Raw genomic sequence first — 21,183 nt, 5'->3', positions numbered from 1 at the left:
TTAAATCAGTACAAAATGATAAATCACTGGCTAAGTATTGCCCTGGTAGCTTATCTAATGGGAGCGGCAATTGAAGGGGTTAGTACAGTCAGTCAGCTTTCTAATTCAGTGCCAGAGCTAAATCAAGATACAGAAGACAATTCCTCAGAATCTGGTACTTCACGTCATCACAGTTGGCGAGTTGTCGCTGTTATCGCCTCAGTAAGTATTTGTGGATCTTTCTGCTGGCCTTGTCGCTTATTCCACCGTTCAATTAAAGGATATTTTGACGACTTTTGATGATTAGGTGCCGATGGTCAATAATCTTAATTGTTTGTTCTTGATGATTGTCACACTTCTGATATTTTTCGTCAATCAAATTAATAGTTAAACTTTGCTAACTTAGAGATATAAAATTTTTATCTCAGCAGAGGTTTGAATATGGCTCATTTAAACCAACGTCGTCCCCAAAATATCATCGGCAATTTTTACGTTGATACCACCTGCATTGATTGTGATACCTGTCGTTGGATGACTCCCGAAGTATTTCATCGTGTAGATGAACAATCAGCAGTTTACCATCAACCAACAAACGAAACCGAAAGATTAGCCGCACTTCAAGCACTTTTAGCCTGTCCTACCAGTTCCATTGGTACAGTTGAAAAACCCAAAGATATCAAACTGGCTCAACAAAGTTTCCCCATTTTAGTTGCTGAAAATATTTACCATTGCGGCTATCATTCAGAAAACTCTTATGGTGCTGCTAGTTATTTAATTCAACTTCCTGAAGGTAACATTTTAGTAGATTCTCCTCGCTTTACCCCACCTTTAGTTAAGCGTCTCGAAGAGTTCGGTAAGATTAGTTATATGTACCTGACTCATAGAGATGATGTTGCAGACCATCAAAAATTTGCTGACCATTTTCACTGTCAACGTATCCTCCATGAAGATGAGATTTCTTCAGATACAGAGAATGTGGAAATTAAGCTAACTGGTTCAGAACCATTTCCATTAACTCCAGATTTCTTAATTATCCCCGTTCCTGGACACACCAAAGGACACACAGTTTTACTTTATCAAAACAAATTTCTTTTTTCTGGCGACCATCTCGCATGGTCCGACGACTTACATCAGTTGATAGCATTCCATGATGTTTGCTGGTATTCCTGGCCAGAACAGATAAAATCAATGGCTAAATTGGCTAATTACTCCTTTGAGTGGGTATTACCAGGACATGGTAGACGCTTTCATGCTGACACCCAAACAATGCACCAACAAATGCACAAGTGTTTAGAGTTGATGAAAACCTTGTAGGAGTTAGAATATAAGGCATCGTCAAAAATATAGATGTCAAATGTTCTGGGCTGATAAAATCGCTGCTGATGCACAAGGCTACCAGGTAGTTAATGATTCCAAAACTCCCTCCGGTAGGGTACACGTAGGTTCATTACGGGGTGTGGTTATCCATGACGTTATTTACCGTGCCTTGAAACACGCAGGTAAGCCCGTGAAGTTCTCGTACGGTGTGGATGATTATGACGCGCTGGATACGGTTCCTAAATATTTAGATCAGGAAAAATTTGCTCCTTATCTTGGTTTTCCATTGTGTAATGTGCCTTCTCCAGAAGATACAGCTAGTGATTACGCTAAGTATTTCATTGGTGAATTTTTTCAAGTTTTTGAGTATCTAGGAATTAAACCAGAAACTTATTTTTTGCGTGATTTATATCGCACTGGAAAACTCAATTCTTACATCGATACTTTCCTCAAAAATGCTCACTTGGTCAGAGAAGCTTATAAAGAGGTAAGTAAAGCAGACCGACCCAATAATTGGTATCCTTTTCAAGTTATTTGTGAAAACTGCGGCAAAATCGCCACAACTGTAACTACAGACTACAACGGTTCAGAAGTTTTTTACACTTGTAACCCAGACGCAACCGACTATGTAAAAGGTTGTGGTCATTCTGGCTGGGTTTCTCCTTTTGATGGTAATGGTAAATTACCTTGGAAAGTCGAATGGGTTGCTAAGTGGGATGTGTTGGGTGTAACTATCGAAATGGCTGGTAAAGACCATTCCCAAAAAGGTGGTTCTAGAGATGTTGCTAATTCCATAACTCGCAAGGTTTTACAAAAGCAACCTCCTTTCCATTCTCCCTATGAATTTATTCTTGTGAATGGCACGAAAATGAGTTCTTCTAAAGGAGTTGGTTCGAGTGCAAAGGAAATAGCGGCTTTACTTCCTCCTGAATTACTGCGCTTTTTGATGTTGCGAACTCAGCCAAGGTCAGTAATCAATTTTGCACCCAATTATGAAACTGTTACTCGTTTATTCAGAGACTACGATACTTTAATAAACAAGTATCTCAATTCTCCTGAATTAACTGAGGAATTAATGCCGTTATTTTACGCGCAATTAGGGGATGAAGTTAAAACTTTCCAACCTTTTGATTTTAGTACGCTGATTTCTCTGTTGCAAGTTCCGCGTTTGAATATTCAAGAAGAGGTAAAACAACGTAGTCAACAGCCTTTAACTGAGTATGATCAGCAAATTGTTAATCAAAGAATTGCTGCTGCTCAATTGTGGTTACAAGATTATGCAGATGAGGAAGAAAAGCTAGTTCTCTATTTGGAACAAGTACCAGAAAAAGCAAATGAATTGACTGAAGAACAAATTGCTTATTTGCATAAATTGGTAGAGAATTTGCAGAATATTTCTAACTGGGAAGCTGAGGAATTGCAAACTTTAATATTCTCAACTACTAAGGAGTTACAGATTCAACAAGCGAATGCTTTTAAGGCTTTGTATCTATCGTTTTTAAATAAAGAACGGGGACCAAAAGCCGGCGGTTTGTTGTCTTATTTAGAGAAGTCATTTGTGATTTCCAGGTTGCAAGATGTAGTGGCTTTGAATCAGTCTAAATAACGCATCGTTACATTCCTTGTTCCCTGTCTCTGACAGGGAATACATTTGATGAGGCTCTGCCTCTATACAGATTACCAGAAGGCAGAGCCTTCTTGATTGCATTCCCAGGTAGAACCTGGGAACGAGGAACCATAACCTCTCCTCCATAAAAACTCCGCGAACCTCCGCGTGAACCTCCGCGTTCCTCCGCGTTAAAAACACTCCTAAATCAACACCAAATTATCCCGGTGAATCACAGTTTCCGCACCCGCATATCCCAAAATTCCGGCAATATCCCGTGAATGACAACCACGGATTTTTTGCAAATCTTCGCTGTTATAATTCACCAATCCTCTCGCAATTTCGTTACCATTGCGATCGCACAACTGCACTGCTTCCTGATTCTCAAAGTCCCCTTCTACAGCCTTAATTCCCGCCGCTAACAAAGATTTTCCCGCTTGCAAAATGGCATTTATTGCCCCATCATCTAAATATAATTTACCCGTAGGAACCAAACCATAAGCAATCCAGCGTTTCCTCGCTGAAGTTGGTTCTGGTTGCGGTTCAAAATGCGTACCTATAGCTTCCCCTTGAATAATTTTTTCAATATTGCGGGGAAAACGTCCTTGAGTAATTACAGTTCTCACACCAGCTGCGATCGCAATTCTAGCAGCCGAAATCTTTGTTACCATCCCCCCAGTTCCCCACTGTGAACCCTGTCCACCCGTTTGAATTTGTAATTCTGCCAATTCTTTCATATTACTAATTAAAGAAATAGGACGGGCATCTGGCACAGTACGAGGATCTGCCGAATACAATCTATCCACATCTGTCAGCAAAAATAACCAATCAGCTTCGACTAAACTGGCAACTAAAGCGGAAAGGGTGTCGTTATCACCAAATTTCAATTCCTCTACCGCTACCGTATCATTTTCATTCACAACCGGAATTACCCCCAGACCTAATAATTCCTGAAAAGTATTATAGGCATTGAGATAACGACTACGTTGTACTAAATCTGCTCTCGTTAGTAATACTTGAGCTATAGGTTGATTTAAAGTACTAAATAAATCATCATAAATACGCATGAGGCGACCTTGCCCAACTGCTGCTACAGCTTGTTTTAAGGCTATGGCTTTCGGACGTTCTGTTAAACCCAAACGCGCACAACCCACACCCACAGCACCAGAGGAAACTAAAATTACGCGATGCCCTTGGTGTCTTAAATTGCACAGGGTTTCCGTCAAAGTCGCAATGGTAGAAAGGGCTAATTGTCCTGTTTCTGGTTGAGTTAGGCTAGAAGTACCGATTTTAACAACTATTGTTTTGGGCATGGGGCATGGGGCATGGGGCATTGGACATTGGGCAAGAGGTTATTCTCCTCCTACACCCTTTACTCAGTACTCAGTACTAAAAATTGTACAGCGCCAATCCCTCTATAGTGAAGGCTGACGCTGTACGGGTTTATATTTATCTGTTATCTGCTAGGGCCTTTTTTGGCTGACCCTGATGTAATTAGCATATATAATCTCTGAATTGTTGAGCAAAAGCAAGAAAGCTTAATGATTTCTTTAGATTTAGTTTGCTGATGATTTATCAATCTTTGTGAATTTTTGTGTGTTTAGGCGTAATGGAGGCTCCTAATATTTCTGATACCCAAACTTCAAAGTTACGGATGGGATGAGAACGGAGGATGGTATCAGAATGGACAATTGGTTCCACTAAAATGGTAAACATTCCTAGACGATTACCTGCGATCACATCAGTAAACAAGCGATCGCCTACCATACCCACTTCATGTACAGGTAAACTCATCCCTTGCAATGCAGCCCTGATTTTGCGCCGTGAGGGTTTAGCTGCACCCAGGTAGTAAGGTAAGTTAAGGGAGCGAGCAATACTACCAATTCGCCCTTCGCTCAGGTTATTGCTGACTAAGTACAGTGCAGTGCAAGTACGGATTTCTTCTACCCACTGTTGCAGTTCTGGGGAAGCCTCCCTAACTTTAATCGGTACTAAAGTGTCATCCACATCCAACACCAGCCCTTTCAGCCCATATTTTTGGATGGTATTTGGTGTCAGGTTCAAAACTGAACCTTGTAAAATCAAGTCAGGTTGTAAGAGATTGTTCCAAGTCATAATAATTCGTAATTCTTAGTTCGTAATTAAGTAGAAAAGCGTAAATAAACATAACTATGCTGACATTTTACACTAGTACCAACAGTGCGCCAGAGAAATCATTCCCAGGTGGGTTAGTCAACTAATTGAAAATAGTGCAACCTACTAACTAGGTAAAAAAAGATCAACAAAGCTAAAACCTGCTTGATTTTTCTTCTTCCATTATTAACAAATCAAGTTACTCTATTCTGTAATTACGAGTTCCAAATTAGGCAATTTTTTGATTAATAAATTTCCACTGCCAATAAACGTAATCTAGTCAGATTGGCAATGGAAAAATTTAAACTTCACAATTGAGAAATGGTATTTCTAATTATTAGTGTTTAATTATCAATTGGGATTATTCAACCTGATTAAAAAGATGCTCTTCTAATAAAGGTTGAACTTTCCGAAACTCTTCAGGAGATAGCAATTCTGGCTTACCTGTATCCGTTATCCGGGCAAAAAATAGCAGGGGATCGAGGGGTGTATAAATTGCATATTCCTGATCTTCATGGTAGAAACTGGCGAGTAATTGTAGTTGCTCTGGTTCTAAATTTGCTTCGTCATCTTCAATTTCTAAAGTAAAGAGTTCTGATTCTTCAACTGGTGGTAGCTCACCAGCCACCGTCAAAGCATAAGCAGTATTTTTGACGATCAGGTTCTGCTCAGATAGAACTGCTTGAGCGGTGGGAAAAACTTTGTTAATCGTAGCATCATCTTCTACCAAGATAGCCTCTTCTTCTTCACCTTCATCTTGCCACGCAAAGATTTCTATGGGTGAGTCTACTGGCAAAAGTAAAACATATTCTTGCTCATCTACAGATAGCGAATGCTCAATATAACATTCGAGCGATCGCCCGTCGTCATCTGTCAGAGTGATAGAACCAACGTTAGACTGGTCATTTTCGTCAGAAAATTGAGAGGAAGACATAGCCGCATTATGTAAATTTATCAATACCCGCAACTGTGGAGATCATTGAAATATCTTAATGATAGCCAATGTCAACCAAAAAGCTGGATATACAGTTGAGTAATAGTTTTCAGAATACCATGTTAAAAGGTATCAATCCTCAGTAAATGCTACTGATCTAGGGGAAGTGCTTCGCCTGTTATCTAGCCATTGTTGCAGAATCAGAGCAGCAGCTTTGCGGTCAATTAGACCCTTATGACGCGAAGGCGAGCGATTTTCTGCTATCAGCATTTGTTCGGCTTGATAAGAAGTTAATCGCTCATCCATGTATTCCACAGGCAAATTGAGCGCTTGAGCTAGTCTAGTAGCAAATTTTTGGACATGACGAGCCTGAAAACCCAAAGAGCCATCCATTGAATATGGTAGACCCACAACCAGAACTTGCACTTGGCGCTCATTCACTATTTGTTGTATTTGCTCTACATCCTCCTTAAAAGACCTGCGCTCAATGGTAGTGAGACCTGTGGCAATTAAACCAGTACCATCACACCCCGCCAGACCAATGCGCTTGCTACCGACATCCACGCCCAAAGCTGAGATTAAAGACTTTGATTGCTGCTGAACTATCACGCTAATTCGTCTCCTGCTGTGCATCTGTTGGCTCAGATTGGCCAGATGCATCCATATTAAAGTTGTGGCTACCAAAAGAAACAATTTCTGACTTAGTTGGCACCGGTCTGTCTGACTTAGACGGTGGCTGTTTTGGTATCCATGACATTCCTCCGGGTATGGGTTTGCGTGCAGGTTGCAGTCCTTGCAACACTTCTGGCCACTGAATACCTTCCAAGGAGACAAATTTTGATTCCCGCAGCTTATGCCAAACTGAGCGCGACATAATCAGGGTATGTTCTATGCGTTTAGCCCCAATGCGCTCTAAATATTCCTCACGCTCTGGCTGATAATCGGAGGAAGCTAGTTGCAGACCTTGTTGAGGAAAATCTTGGGCAATGCGGGCTAATTGAGACAACAATTCTGGATACAACCAAGTATAAGCCGGGTGAACAGTCAGAGTTGCGACATGGGGATTTTCCCCTTTACGGTCAAGTTGTACCTGAAAATGACCAATTGCTGCTTTGCGCTGGGGTTCAAATACATAGCCGCTAACGACTTCGGTTTTAGTCAGCCACTGTTTGACAGCATCTGAGAGAACGCCGAATAAACTGGTTTTGAAGTCATGGGTGTGGCGGTCAAATACCTGACGTACCAAAGGAGGCATTGATGCTGTATCTAATTGATATAGCAATGGGGCATCAGCATTACTGACTGGTAATAGGTTCGGTAGGTCTGGTTCGGCTTGTGCCAATTCAACCAACAACTCTGGGCTAATTTCCCAGTATGTCATTTCCGCTAGTCGCTGAAATCCATTTTGTCGATAGAGCGCTAGAGCTTCTATATCATTAACATTAACTTCCAATAACCAAGTACGAGCTTCTAAAATTGATTCAAAGCAGTGGCGCAAAAGTTGGGAGCCTACGCCTTGCTTGTCAACAGCACGGTCTAACATTACCCTATCAATTCGCCAAGTGCTGCGGGTACGGTTAAACGGTGAGACTTGAATCATCCCCAAAAGCATCCGCCCTTGTTCTGCCACATAGCCACAGAAGCGGTACTGGAATGGGTTGGGAAACCAACTCAAAAACTTGAGTAACCCAAACCAATGACGCAGCCACTGCATGGTAAAAAATGCTCCCTTGGGAGAGTGGGCTGCAAATGAATCTTGAGTTAAGCGCTCAATGCCGTCCAGATCCCGGTATTGGACTGGTCGAATTACAACGCTGAGGTTTCGAGAAAGTAGTGAATTCATTTTGATTCAAGCCGCCATTTAGCCTTTACTGATTGCGATTGGTGAGGTAATGCTGCAATAATCTTAACGGCTTTCCGCTCCTAGCTATTGCTCCAAAAGAGTGATTTTCTTAACTCAATACTTAAAAAAAGCATAAAAAGCAGATATTTTGAGTACACCTTTGGTGTGGACACAACAACATCTGCCTTTATTTTATGTTAATTCCGGTTAAAATTCTGTATGGTCTGTACTCTTCTATAGACCTTGCCGAGAAACTATCTTCTCAAAGTTGGCTTGGGTTTGATGGAGTAGTTGCTGGCGACTATCTTCTATGGTCTGTTTTAGGGTTGGAACCAGGTTGCGAGCTTGAAGAGTCATGTGCATCTGTAGATGAGCTACGTATTCGCTAATATCTTGGTTTTCTACAACTGCGCCCGTTAGTAAGTTTGATTCCATTGCCACTATGTTCTCCTTTGATAAATCTTGTACAAATTCATAACATGATCAAAAGTTATCATGTTGTTACGTCTAGCTTGTTAATTTGCAATGAAGTGTAACGGTTGTTTACAGTAGTCCAGCAGTTAGGGTGTTTATGAGTAGCGAGTACCGAGTACTGAGTACTTAGAATTATGTTTTACAAACTAAAAACGGTCTATAAAGCGATTCAATTGGCTAAAAATTCCGAAAACATGGGAGATTTTGCCATTCTCAAAGCCGAGGCGTTGGGTGCAAAAGTCGATCCGGTAGTAGCGACTCAACTGCAACAAGTGGTGGGATATTACCCCCCAATCGACCTAGAGTTATTGAGTCAATATCCTCATGGCACCTTTGGGCGAGAATATGCTGATCACATGAAGGCAAACTCCCTGAAGCCGCTAGATATCAGTCCTGAGCTAGATGACGTGGCTAGACGCAATGTCTTTAGTCTGCGGTATGTCGTCACCCATGATATTTTTCATGTATTGCTTGGCTTTGATACTAGCTATGCTGGAGAAATTGGCGTTCTTGCCTTCGCTGCCGAGCAAAAATACAGCAAATCACTTAAATTTAGCCTGTGGTTAGCTAGATTATACTATCCCCTCCTAGCTCCCCAACAAACCAAAGCGATTTTTGCCAACCTACAAAAAGGTCAATATCTGGGAAAAAAAGCAGATTTTCTGCTGGGCTATCGCTGGGAAGAACATTGGCAAGAACCGATTAACGAGATTAGACGACGCTTCAAGTTACCAGAAATTTCCACAATTTAGTGCTGACGCAGGGGTAAAGCCTTTTTGGTATGCCACAGGCTTTAGTCGTAGCGTGTCGTAGATTCTATTACCCATTAGGAATGGGATTACCACTTCTCTGCCCAGTAGACAATTTCTGAGGTGGAACTATCAATTGCTACTCCGTAACTATTCCCATGATTCCATTTGAAACCTGGTTTACCTTGATCTTGTGCCTTTAAGACAAATATTTTATAAGTCTGGGGAAAGGCTTCAGTTGCGGAATCACTAGTATAAAAAAAAGTTGTTGGTAAGCCATTGGGTTGATTGCTGTGATCGTTTGTATCACCTCCACGATATTCGCGCACAGCACTTTTACTGTATTGCAAAAGCAATTTTTGAATCTTTTCAGAAGGTTGTTGGAAACGAACTTGCAAAAAACTACTTCCTTGTACAGAGCCAGGAGAGTAAGCCATCCGCACAGTTTTAGGATCAGCCGGTATCTCTTTAGGAAAGTGTTTGATTAGCTCAAAATCAGACCAGGTTTGATGACGAATTTCTTGATAGCGTGATGTATCAGTCACTATCTGCGCTGTTCCCGTATTACTGGCAGCTTTTGTGAGGAGAAAACTGCTGGCAACTACACTCACACTACCAACGGAAAACAAACCTATTGTAGCGATTTTAGCAAGAAGAGATTGCTGCATTTAGTTGGGTGAATCTAGCTTGTAGATTAATATTCCAACTAATAAAACTATAGTCCTGATAATTTTGAATCTAGCCCCAGAGATATTACCCAGAGATATTAAATTAATTCGTAATAATAACCTTATTTTAACCTCGTCTCTTGGTAAAATAAGTTATGATGTGGATGTAATTATACCAAATAACAGCATTCCTGAGCAAAAATCAAAATATCAGTCTTAATCAAGAAAAATTTGGCTGAAAATAGCTCAAAAGCTTACTATTAACAAGCATTAATTACCTCAGCAAAATTAATTATACATTTTGCCAAAAAATAAAAATCTCTGTATTCTTTTACTGTTGCCTGCGATGCACTCTCGCTTGCCGTAAGTCCTACGGACAGGCTGCGCCAACGCGGAGCGTCTCGTTCACGCAGTGTCTCCGACAGGAGAAGAGAAGTGTTCCCTATTCCCTCCCCTAACTAGATAATTTATTTTGCACGACTACTTATTTGATTTAATGTATGAAACGCCGTAAATTGCTGTGGTACTCTCTACTGTTCGTTTTTGGTTGTGCATCTGAAGTGAATACCGCAGATCAGTTAGCAGTCACTGCACCCAAAAAACTAAAATTTGCAGTCACGGATGTTATTGGTCTGGAAGATTTGCAGCGCGATTATGGAACTTTTCGGGCTACTTTGGAAGAAGTATTGGGTATACCTATTGCATTTTTTCCTGTTGATAATTCGACCGCAGCAGCACCTGCTATGTTATTGGGACAGGTGGATTTGGTGCTGGCGGGGCCTTCAGAATACTTGGTTTTAAATGCCAGGGCAAAAGCTATTCCTGTAATTGCTATCAGGAGAATTAACTACCATTCTCTGATTGTTGTGCGTGCAAATAGTAAAATTAAGTCCCTAGCTCAATTGAGAGGCAAAACAATTGCCATGCGAAAAGTTGGCTCAACCTCTGGTCATCTTTCTCCTACCAAGTTACTGATAGATGCTGGATTAGATCCCAATACGGACTTAAAAATTGTCATGTTAAATGATCAGGGAGTGGTAGCCTTAAAGAAGCAAGAGGTAGATGCCTGGGCAACTGCATCTGATAGATACCAACATATTCTGGCGAAGGAAGGCTTATCTGAGCAAGATTTTTCTATAATTGCTACAGGCCCTCTGTTGCCTAGCGATGTATTTGTGATTAGTAATCAGATGGCAGCTAACTTTGTAGAAAAAGTGCGATCGCAAATGATGAAGAATCAGGATAAACTAATCCAAAGTCTCTTAGTTGCTCAAGCCAACCAGAAATATAAAGGATCGCAACTAGTTACAGCAAATGACTCTGAGTATAATATAATACGGAAAGTGTATCTAAAAATTGGACAGGGAAATTTCTTAAACTAGTTGATCAATGAATGATATATCTTGTTAAGAGAAGCATAAAACCTATTTTGCAGTGTCTGAGTTACTTAAGCAATAGCTGGAGTATAGCTAAAAAAATTAGTTATGGTTATACAGTTATAATCAGTATTGCTGCTGTAGGGACAGTGAGTGGTTTATTGATTGCGAATCACTATGAAAAAACAGCCCAGAAGCAATTATTATTATCTTATCAGCAACAATCACTTTTAAAAGATTTAAAAAATGCAGTCATAACCCTAAGACTACATCCACAAAGATTAGTTACTGTTTTAGAAAATTCTATTTGGTTAGAATTTGAAAAGAACAGATTTTTGAATGATGTTACTCAGGTTAATCAGCAGTTATCTAAACTAAAATTTTTTATCAATGCTAATCCTAATGATTTGGCAGTAAATTATGATGAGTTCACTTTCATAGTGGAAAAATATAAAAATAATACAAATTTTTACACTCAAATAATCAAAAATTTTTGGCAGCAGATAGAATCAAATCAGTTGCTATATCAAACAAATAATTCTTACAACTCAAAGTTAATCATCTTGCTCAAGGAAGATAAATATATTAATTTGAATGTTCAGTTTGAGAAACTTTCAGATGAACTAACTCTAATGATCAGACGTGCTGATAGTCAAATAGATCAGGCAAATCTTAGTTTTAATCATGCTCAAAACCTGCGAGTAAAAATTATTTTAGGAAGTATATTGCTTTCTTCAATAATGGCAGCAGCACTGGCATTTTATACTACCATATTAATTACCCGTCCTCTAAAAGAAGTCACTCAAACCGCTAGAAAGATCACCGAAGAATCTAATTTTAAACTTAGGGCTAATGTTAATAGCAATGATGAAGTCGGGACATTAGCAACATCTTTAAATAGATTAGTTGAATGGGTGGGAGATTATACTCAGGAAATAGAATTATCTCGAAAAAATTTAGAACAAAGGGTAGAAGAACGAACTCAGGAACTTCAAGAAGCACAACGAACTTTAGAACAAAGGGTAGAAGAAAGAACGCAGCAACTTCAACAAACACTGCAAGAATTAAAAGATACTCAAGGGCAATTAATTCAAACAGAAAAAATGTCTTCTCTTGGGGAAATGGTAGCAGGGATAGCTCATGAAATTAATAATCCTATTAACTTTATTTATGGAAATATTCAATGTGCTGAAAATTATCTAGAAGATTTAGTTGATTTATTAAATTTATATCAAGAACAGTACCCTCATGAAAATTTGATAATTGAGGAAAAAATTGCAGATATTGATTTAGAATTTCTCACTGAAGATGTGTCAAAAATGTTTTTTTCGATGAAAATAGGCGCTCAACGTATTCGGGAAATAGTGTTGTCATTGCGTAATTTCTCCCGATTAGATGAAGCTGAAATGAAGGATGTGAATATTCATGAAGGAATTGATAATACTTTATTAATTTTAAATCATCGACTTAATAAACAAATTCAGGTTATTAAAAACTATGGAGATTTACCTTTAATTGATTGTTATCCAGCCCAACTTAATCAGGTATTTATGAATATCATAAGTAATGGAATAGATGCATTACTAGAATATGAAAATAAAGATAATAAACAAATATTTATAAATACATTGAAGCTAGATAATAATTATATCAAAGTAGTAATTAGAGATAATGGCCCAGGAATTTTACCAGAAATTATCAATAAGCTATTTGATCCTTTTTTCACTACTAAACCAGTAGGTAAAGGTACTGGCTTAGGGTTGAGCATTTGTTATCAGATAATTGAAAAACACCAGGGTAAAATAGAAGTTATTTCGGCAGTTGCCCAAGGGACAGAGTTTGTAATTACTTTGCCGATAAAACACTGAAATTGGTGTTGGTGGTAGCCTGCCGTATGACTCCTACGTCGTCACGCAAGCTATAGGCATATGGTAATAGTTAATTGCTAATGGTTACTTCACAAGGAACCACTAATCATGCCTGCTAGGATTAAGAAACCAATCCAGACATTTTGACGAAACATTTCACCATAAACAGGATTGGGTAGTTCTGGGTTTCGTAAGCGCAGAGATTGCCAAATCCAAGCCAGAGTAGCAATTATTAAGGTAATCCAGAAAGCAGTGTGGAGATGAACTAAGACACCAACTCCAGCGAGGAGAATGACAGTACCGACGAAGAAAATCCCAATAGCTGTAGGGGCGTATTTACCAAAGAAGAGGGCGCTAGAATTGATACCGATACGTTGATCATCTTCGCGATCGCTCATAGCGTAAACTGTATCAAATCCCAAAGTCCAAAGTACAGTTGCGCCCCAAAGTAGCCAAGTCGGTGTAGAAATGTTTTGTGTGACTGCACTCCAGCTAATCAAAACCGCAAAACCCCAAGCGATGGAAAGTACCAGTTGCGGTACAGGAAACACCCGCTTTGCCCCTGGATAAAGTAAGATTACAGGTACTGCTGCCACCGACAACCAGAAGCTCAAAGGGTTAAGATAGAAAGCGAGAACTGCTGCACAGGCTAAGGCAATTATCCCAACAACTATTCCAACTTTGACAGAAAGGGCGCGAGAGGCAAGAGGGCGATCGCGTGTTCTCTCTACTTGCGGATCTATATCCCGATCCCATACATCATTAACTACACATCCTGCGGCACTGGTGGCAAGAGTACCTAATATAATCACCCCAACTAGGGGTAAAGGTGGTTTACCAGCAGCTGCCAAAAACACAGCCCATAATGCAGGAATCATCAAAATTAACCTGCCTTCTGGTTTATGCCACCGCAATAGCCGGATAATTACGAGTAATAATGGTTCTTGGTTGCTCTCTGGTGTATTTAGCATATTTGATCAATTCACATATCTTCACGTTTCTAGAATATCGTTATTTGATAATTGTAAACACAGCAGCTAAAGTTGCAGCCTTGCATACAAATTCACTACTTAAATTGTGAATAATGTGACTAGACAATTAACCTGACAAGTCTATAGATTGCAGTAATAAGTATTGAGTGCGGCTTCAATTGACACACCAGCACTGACCAGCAATTATTGATTGACCATTTATTTTTAACAGAGAGAAACCTAGATGCTGAATGTTTCAGCTAATTGGGGGAGTATGCCAACTCAACCAGTCAAGCACAACCGGATTATTGCGGCCATTGATATCGGCACTAATTCCTTACACATGGTAATAGTGAGCATTGAACCGATGCTACCAGCTTTTACGATGATTGCCAAAGAAAAGGAAACGGTGAGATTAGGCGATCGCAATTTGGAAACTGGAGAATTGAAACCAGAAGTGATCAAAAAAGCGATCGCTTGTTTGGGGCGTTTTAAAGAACTTGCCAAAACCTTAGAAGCAGAAAGCATTATCGCCGTAGCAACTAGTGCAGTCCGTGAAGCCCCCAATGGTCAAGATTTTTTGCAGAAGGTAGAAACAGAGGTAGGTGTAAGCGTTGACTTGATTTCTGGTCAAGAAGAAGCTCGACGCATCTACTTAGGTGTGTTATCGGGGATGGAATTTAACAACCAACCGCACATCATCGTTGATATTGGTGGTGGTTCCACAGAATTAATTTTGGGTGACTCTCAAGAACCGCGCAGTCTCACCAGTACCAAAGTCGGTGCAGTGCGACTGACTGGAGAATTAATCACCTCTGACCCCATCAACGATATTGAGTTTAAATATCTGCAAGCCTATGCGCGGGGAATGTTAGAACGTTCGGTAGAAGAGGTACTAGGAAAACTTAAGCCAGGTGAATCTCCTAAGTTGGTAGGAACATCTGGCACAATTGAAACCTTAGCTACTATTCATGCTAGGGAAAAATTGGGTGTTGTTCCTTCTACTCTCAGTGGTTATCAATTTAGTCTACAAGACTTGCGAACCTGGGTAAATCGCTTACGGCGCATGAACAACGTCGAACGGACGACGATTCCAGGAATGCCAGATAAGCGGTCAGAAGTGATACTAGCGGGGGCAGTAATTTTACATGAAGCTATGACCCTGTTGGGTGTGGACTCAGTCACACTTTGTGAACGTTCTCTGCGGGAAGGTGTGATTGTAGACTGGATGCTGACACATGGTTTAATTGAAGATAAACTGCGCTACCAAAGTTCAATTCGTCAGCGTCATGTCCTGAAAACTGCCAAGAAATACCAGATTAACTTAGAACATAGCGATCGCGTGGCTGCATTTGCACTGAGTTTATTTGATCAAACTCAAACTAAACTACATAATTGGGGAAAAGACGAACGACAATTACTCTGGGCTGCTGCCATTTTACATAACAGTGGTCACTACGTCAGTCATTCTTCACACCACAAGCATTCATACTATTTAATTAGAAATGGTGACTTACTTGGTTATAACGAAACTGAGATCGAAATCATTGCTAATTTAGCTCGTTATCACCGCAAATCAGCACCAAAGAAAAAGCATGAAAATTACCGGAACTTATTGCATAAAGAGCATCGGCAAATGGTCAGTCAATTGAGTGCAATTTTAAGATTAGCCGTTGCTTTGGATAGAAGACAGATTGGCGCTATTTCTCGCGTGCAGTGTGAATACTTTCCCCATCTGCATGAATTTAAGATGTTAATTTTCCCTACTAGTTTAGGTGATGATTGTGCCTTAGAACTGTGGAATTTAGATTATAAGAAAGGAGTGTTTGAGGAAGAGTTTGGATTGAAAATAGTGGCGAATTTAGTTAATACTGGCAGCGCTAGGTTTTCCTAATTTGTCGGGGGTGCGTTAACGCAGTTTAGCGCACCTGTAAAACTAAGCTGTTAAACCTTTAACTTGTACATTGAGGCAGGGGAGCAGGGGGCAGGGGGCAGGGAGCAGGGGGCAGGGAGCAGGGGAGAAGGATTAAAGCTTTTTCCACAAAATGAAAAATATGCAATTTAAATGCCGATTAGCTTATTATCGTGAACAAATACCAACTTGCACCACACGCTAATTTTTCTATTCCTTTCTTCCTTTGCGTCTAACGCACTTCGTGCTTCGCTTCGCTAATGCGCCTAACGTACTTCGTACTAAATGGACAAATCTGGGATTTTAAAATACTGTTGCTTTTGTGCAAGCTGGCTTATGTGTTATTTAAATTCCCAAATTTAGGACTCCACCATCCTTTTGGTGTATTAAAATAAGCCACATCTTTATGTTTTTTATCCTTCCAGGAATCTTGACCAGAACACCGCAACATAGTTTTATTCTGCCCATCTTTAATATAGCTGTATTCCTCCAAAGGTTTCTTACATACCGGACAAGGATATGAAGTGATCTTTGCTGAAGGCTTGGGAACATTTTCATCTGGAGATGTTTTAGTTTTGGGTGCTTCCCAAGTTTTGTTAAAATCGCTCCAAAACAAAACAATATTTTCACATCCACTCACACATTTAAGAAAGTATTTCTTTTTAACTTTACTACTGGGAATTTTAGCTAAACAGTTCTGACAATTAGGACAACGAGTTTTAGAAGTTTCATATTTGCGCTCAACCACACCATTAGTTTTAGCTGTAGCTGATGAATTAACAACCACAGTTTTAGCTTTGGAAAGCGCAGGTACAAAATAATTTTGATTCCAACTAGTTAGGTAATGTTGCCAAGAGTTTTTTCCTTCAGAGATTGCATCTAGGGCATCCTCCATCTTGGCAGTAAATTCCGCTTCTAATAAATCTGGTAAAGCCTTTTGTAAAAACTCATCCACTTCCAAACCCAAAGCTGTAGGTTGAAGATTATCTTTTTTCAACTCCACATAATTGCGTTTCTTTAAAGTAGCAACTGTAGGAGCATAGGTACTAGGACGACCAATTCCTTTACGTTCCATCAGTTGTACAAGTTTTGGTTCACTGTAACGTGGTGGTGGTTGCGTCTGTTTTTGGTCATGTCCTGCATTTTCTAAAGTCAGCGTTTGTCCTTGTTGCAATAAAGGTAAAACCGCATCTCTGCTAAGATTAGGCCAATACTTTGCATAACCGTAGAATTCAATTACTTGCCCTCTAGCTTGCCATAAAAGATTACCTGACTGGGTAATTACCAGAGTTTTGCGAACTTGTGCGGGACGACATTGGGAAGCAACTGCTCTTTTCCAAATCATCACATACAGGTTAAACTCATCAGTAGGGAGTTCTGCACGCAATTGGACTGAAGGACGAAAGACATCTGTGGGACGAATAGCTTCATGTGCTTCCTGAGCCGTTTTACTACTGCGGTGCTTGGCTACCTGCTGGGGAACATTCTGGGGGTCATTTTGCTCTAACCATTGACGCGCACTGGCACAAAACTCAGGACTCAACATCACTGAATCTGTTCGCATATATGTAATTAACCCTGCCTCATATAGCTTTTGGGCAACCTGCATGGTTTTATCGGGAGCAAATTTCAACTTGGAACCGGCTGCTTGTTGCAGGGTGGAGGTGGTAAATGGTGGAGGTGGTTGACGATTAACAAGTTTCCCTTCCACATGAATAATTTGATGAGGATAACGTTTTGCTTCCTCAACTAATCTGGTTGCTTCTGCTTCTGAGAGAACGCGCTTAGATTCGGGTTTTTCTGTGTTATTACTAGTTGCATCATCATGAGTTTCAGTTTCTGGTTCTGGTGTGTCTGTGGCAGAATTGGCTGTACCTTTGTAAAAAACCCGGAATCCTTCTTGATAATCTACCCAAACACTCCAGTAATCTTGGGGGACAAAAACTTGAATTTCTCTTTCGCGCTGACAAATAAGGTGTAATGTGGCGCTTTGAACTCTACCTACGCTTTTTGCGCCGTTATTTAATGCCCAAACTAGGGGACTACCTTTGTAACCTACCAGTTTGTCGAGGCAATCTCGACATAATCCTGCACCGATTAAGTTGGTGTCAAGTTTCCGGGGATTAGCGATCGCACTTTTGACCGCTGATGGTGTAATCTCTGTATAAACTACTCGCTTTGGTTCTCTTAATCCTAACGTTTCTTTAAGATGCCATGCGATTGTTTCTCCTTCTCGGTCTGGGTCTGTTGCTAAAACGACTTCATCAACTTGTCTGACAGCGGCTTTTAGTTGTTGAATTGTTTCTTTTGCCCGTTGGTCACGGGGGATATAATTGCAGCGGACACTATTACCATCCATTGTGAATCCCAGTGAATCATCACCCTCATTGCTGAGTTCGCGGATATGTCCACAACTAGCGCGAACAATCCAATCTGAACCGAGAATTTGACTCAGCTTTTTGACTTTTCCGGGTGATTCAACAACTAGGAGGCGTTTGGGCATAGCACTTGTTTTTTAGATGCTCTATATATATTATTAAATGATTTGTGATAGTAAGTTTTGATGATTACACAACATCCAGTCCAAAAGTCTCCAACTATGTGAAGAAAGATGAACTAGGCTAAAACTGTCTTTCCCTCTGCAAGATCGCTCCCTGGAAGAGCAGACTGATCCCAACGACAAATAAATCAAATAAATATTTATGCCGGACTACTTAGTTGTCTCTAACTAAAGTTAGAGGGTTAATTCTTAGAACTGATCATATGATGTGGCTATATGAGAATGGCATTTAAGCTCAACTCAAATAGCAAATTTTTGCAAGCATTAGGTTAATTAAACATGATTTATAACAGTAGGATATCATACTAATTTGTATTCATAGATTGTATAAAACTAGGTAAATACATAGCTGATATTGTTGATAGTCCAAAAACAGGCGGAGTGGATCATTTTTCCTTTACTTGTGCATCATAACTTACTTGTAAATCAATTAAATCTTTAACAGGAGAATAACCATGTTAGATATCGATGAAATGGGCGCAAAAGAGATCCATAATCTCTTGCAAAAAGTAGGACATGGACATCTTGCTTGTGCGCTGGAAGGACATCCATATGTTGTGCCAATGCAATATTATTTCGACGAGCCAGATATTTATATTTTCACCACGCTGGGGATGAAGACCAAGTATATGGATGCAAATCCAGAGGTATGTTTGCAAGTTGAAGAAGTGAATGATCTCCAGCATTGGCGCAGCGTTACTGTAACAGGTCGAGCCGAACACATTACAGAACAGCAAGAAATTGATCGGGTGATGGAATTTGTGAAAATGCAAAATCCCACGCTTTCTCCGGCTATTAATCGCACCTGGATTGATGCCTGGGGTCGTGGGGAGGAGATGGCACTATACCGTATTCATCCTAGTGAGATGACTGGACGAACCACTGAAGGAATTAGCAGTCACAATTAAGCCAAAAATACCTGACTAGATGAAAAATGTCTGATAGCGTAGCGTGCGTCAGGGATACAAGATTAAAGGATTAACAGGATAATAAAATGGATTATCCCTTCAGTTTATTAATCAGTGTTATCAAACAGATAATGTCCCTGGTACTTACCCATTATTACCCTTCCCAATCTTCAATTTGTAACCCTTTTACTCGGCTAAATTCCCTGACATTGTGAGTAACTAAAATCAAATTGTTAACCAAAGCAATAGCAGCAATTTGTATATCATTTGAACTAATAGGAGTTCCAGTATTTGCTAAATCAGCCCGAATTTTGCCATAAATTTCTGCACATTCATCATCAAAAGGTAAAGAAATAAACTGTTTTATAAACATCTTTTGCACATTGATAGCTTTTTGAGGATTATTACTACGCATAGACCCATAAAATAACTCAGCCTTAACTACAGAACAAACCGCTATTTTTTCAGGTTCTAAATTATCAAGATGATAATTAATGCTAGGAGATTTACCCTTGAGATACATGATACAAACATTGGTATCTAGTAAATAAATTAAAGAATTATTTTCCATTAAAAACCCCAATTAAATCATCATCTGTTTCAGGATAAATCCCTCTCTCATCCGTCGCAAAATCAATATCAGCACAAGCACCATATAAATTAATTAAACCTGCGGAATGGAGAATATTTTTTTGTATCAAAAATTCTTTGAATTCAGCATCAGAAGCAAAATTTAGTAAATCTTTTAGTTCATCAAAATCAATTAATCTTTCACGAAAGGCTTCTAACACAAGATTGCTGAGTATTTTTTGCGGTAAATTTCCCCATTTATTGAGAATTTTCGCTGTTAATTTATCTGGTAAATCAATTGTTACTTGCATATTTTTAAAATTTCCCAACGCTAGTTTGTCAATTATTTTATCATACATTTGTTGAAAAATGTCTGATAGCGTGGCGCAAGCCATATCAGGATATCCAGGATTAGAGGATTAACAAACAGGATATTTTTTAGGAAATATAGGTTTTTCTGAATGATAGAAAATATATTTTTTATCTGAATTAACATTCATGAGCATTCAATATTCACAGAAAAGCTATAAATAACAATCCTGTACATCCTAAAATCCTGGTTATCCTGATTCTGACAACCACAACAAACAATCTCCAAATAATGAAAAAGCAACTTTACCTATTTGTTAATAACTAAAAACTTGAGAGGAATATGATTAGCTTCCCAGTATTCTTTGGCTGAATTTAAAATATCCAATGCTATTTGGTACTGTGTCGGTTCAGATTGAAAAAAGATATCAGCATGATCATATATATTTTCCTTTAATTCATGTACACAAAGACGGGCAAGATGCTCAAACCACAATATTTTTAGCATTTTATTTCTTGACCTCATTTACTTGTAGTCTTGCCAAAGAATGAGGTTCTGCTAGTTCTCCTACTAAAATACCACGAGGTCTTTCTATATGATTAATAACACTTTCTTTTAACAGATCATAGATAAAATGATGAGGGTTTTTACGATTTATTAATTCTAGATCGTGACAATAAACTCCACACGCTGATACATCATTTAAAATCCGGTTGTGAATAATTTTTGTCCATTCAGGTGCTGTTATCATTAATTGAGGCACAACATTAATAAATGCTGTAATTTGTTTTTCCATATCAAAAGATTCGAGAAAATGAATTAAGCTAAACATCACTTCTGGCTGTTGACATTGATCATCTAAAATTAGATGATAGGCAGATAAATTATTTTCATCAGGATTTTCAGCTATTTCAGCTAAAGCATTTTCAAAATTTGTAACTTGTTCTTCTGTTTGCATTAAGCGATTTTCTTGCAAGGTTGCCAATAAATTATTTTGATTCATTG

21 protein-coding genes are annotated in these 21,183 nt (G+C 39.3%); 8 read left to right on the top strand and 13 right to left on the bottom strand.

All coding sequences use genetic code 11. From position 1 onward, the window contains the following. Positions 1-15: 15 nt before the first annotated feature. The 3 genes from H6G68_RS02925 (at position 16) to lysS (ending at position 2,902) form a co-directional block, all read left to right on the top strand. Entirely contained in the window at positions 16-279 is a 264-nt protein-coding gene (locus H6G68_RS02925) for a hypothetical protein (protein ID WP_190905272.1), read from the top strand. 141 nt (positions 280-420) lie between these two features. Further along, positions 421-1,293, top strand: a complete 873-nt coding sequence (locus H6G68_RS02920; protein ID WP_190905271.1) for an MBL fold metallo-hydrolase — start codon at positions 421-423, stop codon at positions 1,291-1,293. Positions 1,294-1,333: 40 nt separating this feature from the next. Beyond that, positions 1,334-2,902: a lysine--tRNA ligase gene (lysS, locus tag H6G68_RS02915; protein ID WP_190905270.1), complete on the top strand. Its 1,569-nt coding sequence runs from the start codon at positions 1,334-1,336 to the stop codon at positions 2,900-2,902. 203 nt (positions 2,903-3,105) lie between these two features. Here the strand turns inward: lysS and proB are convergent, their stop codons facing one another. The 6 genes from proB to H6G68_RS02885 form a co-directional block, all read right to left on the bottom strand. Beyond that, the gene (gene proB / locus H6G68_RS02910; RefSeq protein ID WP_190905269.1) at positions 3,106-4,215 is read right to left on the bottom strand and encodes a glutamate 5-kinase; all 1,110 of its coding nucleotides are present in this window, start codon (positions 4,213-4,215) and stop codon (positions 3,106-3,108) included. Positions 4,216-4,477: 262 nt separating this feature from the next. Further along, a complete protein-coding gene (locus tag H6G68_RS02905; protein ID WP_190905268.1) occupies positions 4,478-5,017 on the bottom strand; it encodes a YqeG family HAD IIIA-type phosphatase in 540 nt (179 codons plus the stop codon). A 379-nt stretch (positions 5,018-5,396) separates the two neighbouring features. Beyond that, positions 5,397-5,969, bottom strand: a complete 573-nt coding sequence (locus H6G68_RS02900; RefSeq protein WP_190714767.1) for a DUF3727 domain-containing protein — start codon at positions 5,967-5,969, stop codon at positions 5,397-5,399. Positions 5,970-6,101: 132 nt separating this feature from the next. Further along, the gene (ruvX, locus tag H6G68_RS02895; RefSeq protein WP_190905267.1) at positions 6,102-6,602 is read right to left on the bottom strand and encodes a Holliday junction resolvase RuvX; all 501 of its coding nucleotides are present in this window, start codon (positions 6,600-6,602) and stop codon (positions 6,102-6,104) included. Continuing rightward, positions 6,580-7,812, bottom strand: coding sequence for a GNAT family N-acetyltransferase (locus H6G68_RS02890; RefSeq protein ID WP_190905266.1), 1,233 nt, complete (start codon positions 7,810-7,812; stop codon positions 6,580-6,582). The genes ruvX and H6G68_RS02890 overlap by 23 nt, the downstream gene beginning before the upstream one ends. Positions 7,813-8,046: 234 nt before the next feature. Continuing rightward, the gene (locus tag H6G68_RS02885; protein WP_127053373.1) at positions 8,047-8,247 is read right to left on the bottom strand and encodes a hypothetical protein; all 201 of its coding nucleotides are present in this window, start codon (positions 8,245-8,247) and stop codon (positions 8,047-8,049) included. A gap of 173 nt (positions 8,248-8,420) precedes the next feature. Here H6G68_RS02885 and H6G68_RS02880 point away from each other — a divergent pair, with 173 nt between their 5' ends. Continuing rightward, on the top strand, positions 8,421-9,038 hold the full coding sequence (locus H6G68_RS02880; protein ID WP_190905265.1) for a Coq4 family protein: 618 nt from the start codon (positions 8,421-8,423) through the stop codon (positions 9,036-9,038). Between the two features lie 86 nt (positions 9,039-9,124). Here H6G68_RS02880 and H6G68_RS02875 read toward each other — a convergent pair whose 3' ends face one another. Beyond that, positions 9,125-9,703 carry a hypothetical protein gene (locus H6G68_RS02875; protein ID WP_190905264.1) on the bottom strand — a complete coding sequence of 193 codons (579 nt, stop codon included), beginning with the start codon at positions 9,701-9,703 and terminating at the stop codon, positions 9,125-9,127. Between the two features lie 500 nt (positions 9,704-10,203). On the opposite strand from H6G68_RS02875, the gene phnD reads away from it, so the two are divergent. Next, a complete protein-coding gene (gene phnD, locus H6G68_RS02870; RefSeq protein ID WP_190905263.1) occupies positions 10,204-11,085 on the top strand; it encodes a phosphate/phosphite/phosphonate ABC transporter substrate-binding protein in 882 nt (293 codons plus the stop codon). Between the two features lie 11 nt (positions 11,086-11,096). Then, positions 11,097-12,947: a sensor histidine kinase gene (locus H6G68_RS02865; RefSeq protein WP_190905262.1), complete on the top strand. Its 1,851-nt coding sequence runs from the start codon at positions 11,097-11,099 to the stop codon at positions 12,945-12,947. A gap of 89 nt (positions 12,948-13,036) precedes the next feature. On the opposite strand, the gene H6G68_RS02860 is transcribed toward H6G68_RS02865, so the two are convergent. Then, entirely contained in the window at positions 13,037-13,918 is an 882-nt protein-coding gene (locus H6G68_RS02860) for a 4-hydroxybenzoate solanesyltransferase (protein WP_190905261.1), read from the bottom strand. Between the two features lie 244 nt (positions 13,919-14,162). Between H6G68_RS02860 and H6G68_RS02855 the strand changes: the two genes are divergently transcribed. Further along, on the top strand, positions 14,163-15,812 hold the full coding sequence (locus tag H6G68_RS02855) for a Ppx/GppA phosphatase family protein (protein WP_190905260.1): 1,650 nt from the start codon (positions 14,163-14,165) through the stop codon (positions 15,810-15,812). Between the two features lie 352 nt (positions 15,813-16,164). On the opposite strand, the gene topA is transcribed toward H6G68_RS02855, so the two are convergent. Next, positions 16,165-18,333, bottom strand: a complete 2,169-nt coding sequence (topA, locus tag H6G68_RS02850; RefSeq protein ID WP_190905259.1) for a type I DNA topoisomerase — start codon at positions 18,331-18,333, stop codon at positions 16,165-16,167. Positions 18,334-18,863: 530 nt separating this feature from the next. Between topA and H6G68_RS02845 the strand changes: the two genes are divergently transcribed. Then, a complete protein-coding gene (locus H6G68_RS02845) occupies positions 18,864-19,298 on the top strand; it encodes a pyridoxamine 5'-phosphate oxidase family protein (protein ID WP_242045113.1) in 435 nt (144 codons plus the stop codon). A 154-nt stretch (positions 19,299-19,452) separates the two neighbouring features. Here the strand turns inward: H6G68_RS02845 and vapC are convergent, their stop codons facing one another. The 4 genes from vapC to H6G68_RS02825 all read right to left on the bottom strand — a co-directional run bounded on the left by vapC (position 19,453) and on the right by H6G68_RS02825 (position 21,181). After that, the gene (vapC, locus tag H6G68_RS02840; protein ID WP_190905257.1) at positions 19,453-19,869 is read right to left on the bottom strand and encodes a type II toxin-antitoxin system tRNA(fMet)-specific endonuclease VapC; all 417 of its coding nucleotides are present in this window, start codon (positions 19,867-19,869) and stop codon (positions 19,453-19,455) included. Continuing rightward, a complete protein-coding gene (locus H6G68_RS02835) occupies positions 19,859-20,227 on the bottom strand; it encodes a hypothetical protein (RefSeq protein ID WP_242045112.1) in 369 nt (122 codons plus the stop codon). Before H6G68_RS02835 ends, vapC begins: the two co-directional genes overlap by 11 nt. 260 nt (positions 20,228-20,487) lie before the next feature. Then, positions 20,488-20,685 carry a hypothetical protein gene (locus H6G68_RS02830; RefSeq protein WP_190905256.1) on the bottom strand — a complete coding sequence of 66 codons (198 nt, stop codon included), beginning with the start codon at positions 20,683-20,685 and terminating at the stop codon, positions 20,488-20,490. Position 20,686: 1 nt separating this feature from the next. Continuing rightward, a complete protein-coding gene (locus H6G68_RS02825) occupies positions 20,687-21,181 on the bottom strand; it encodes an Imm30 family immunity protein (protein ID WP_190905255.1) in 495 nt (164 codons plus the stop codon). Between the last annotated feature and the right edge of the window lie 2 nt (positions 21,182-21,183).

Origin of the sequence: Anabaena catenula FACHB-362, assembly GCF_014698735.1 — a bacterium.
Classification (GTDB): Bacteria; Cyanobacteriota; Cyanobacteriia; order Cyanobacteriales; family Nostocaceae; genus Anabaena; species Anabaena variabilis_A.
Note: the sequence above shows the minus strand (reverse complement) of the source record. Positions and strands in the feature narration are given on the sequence as shown.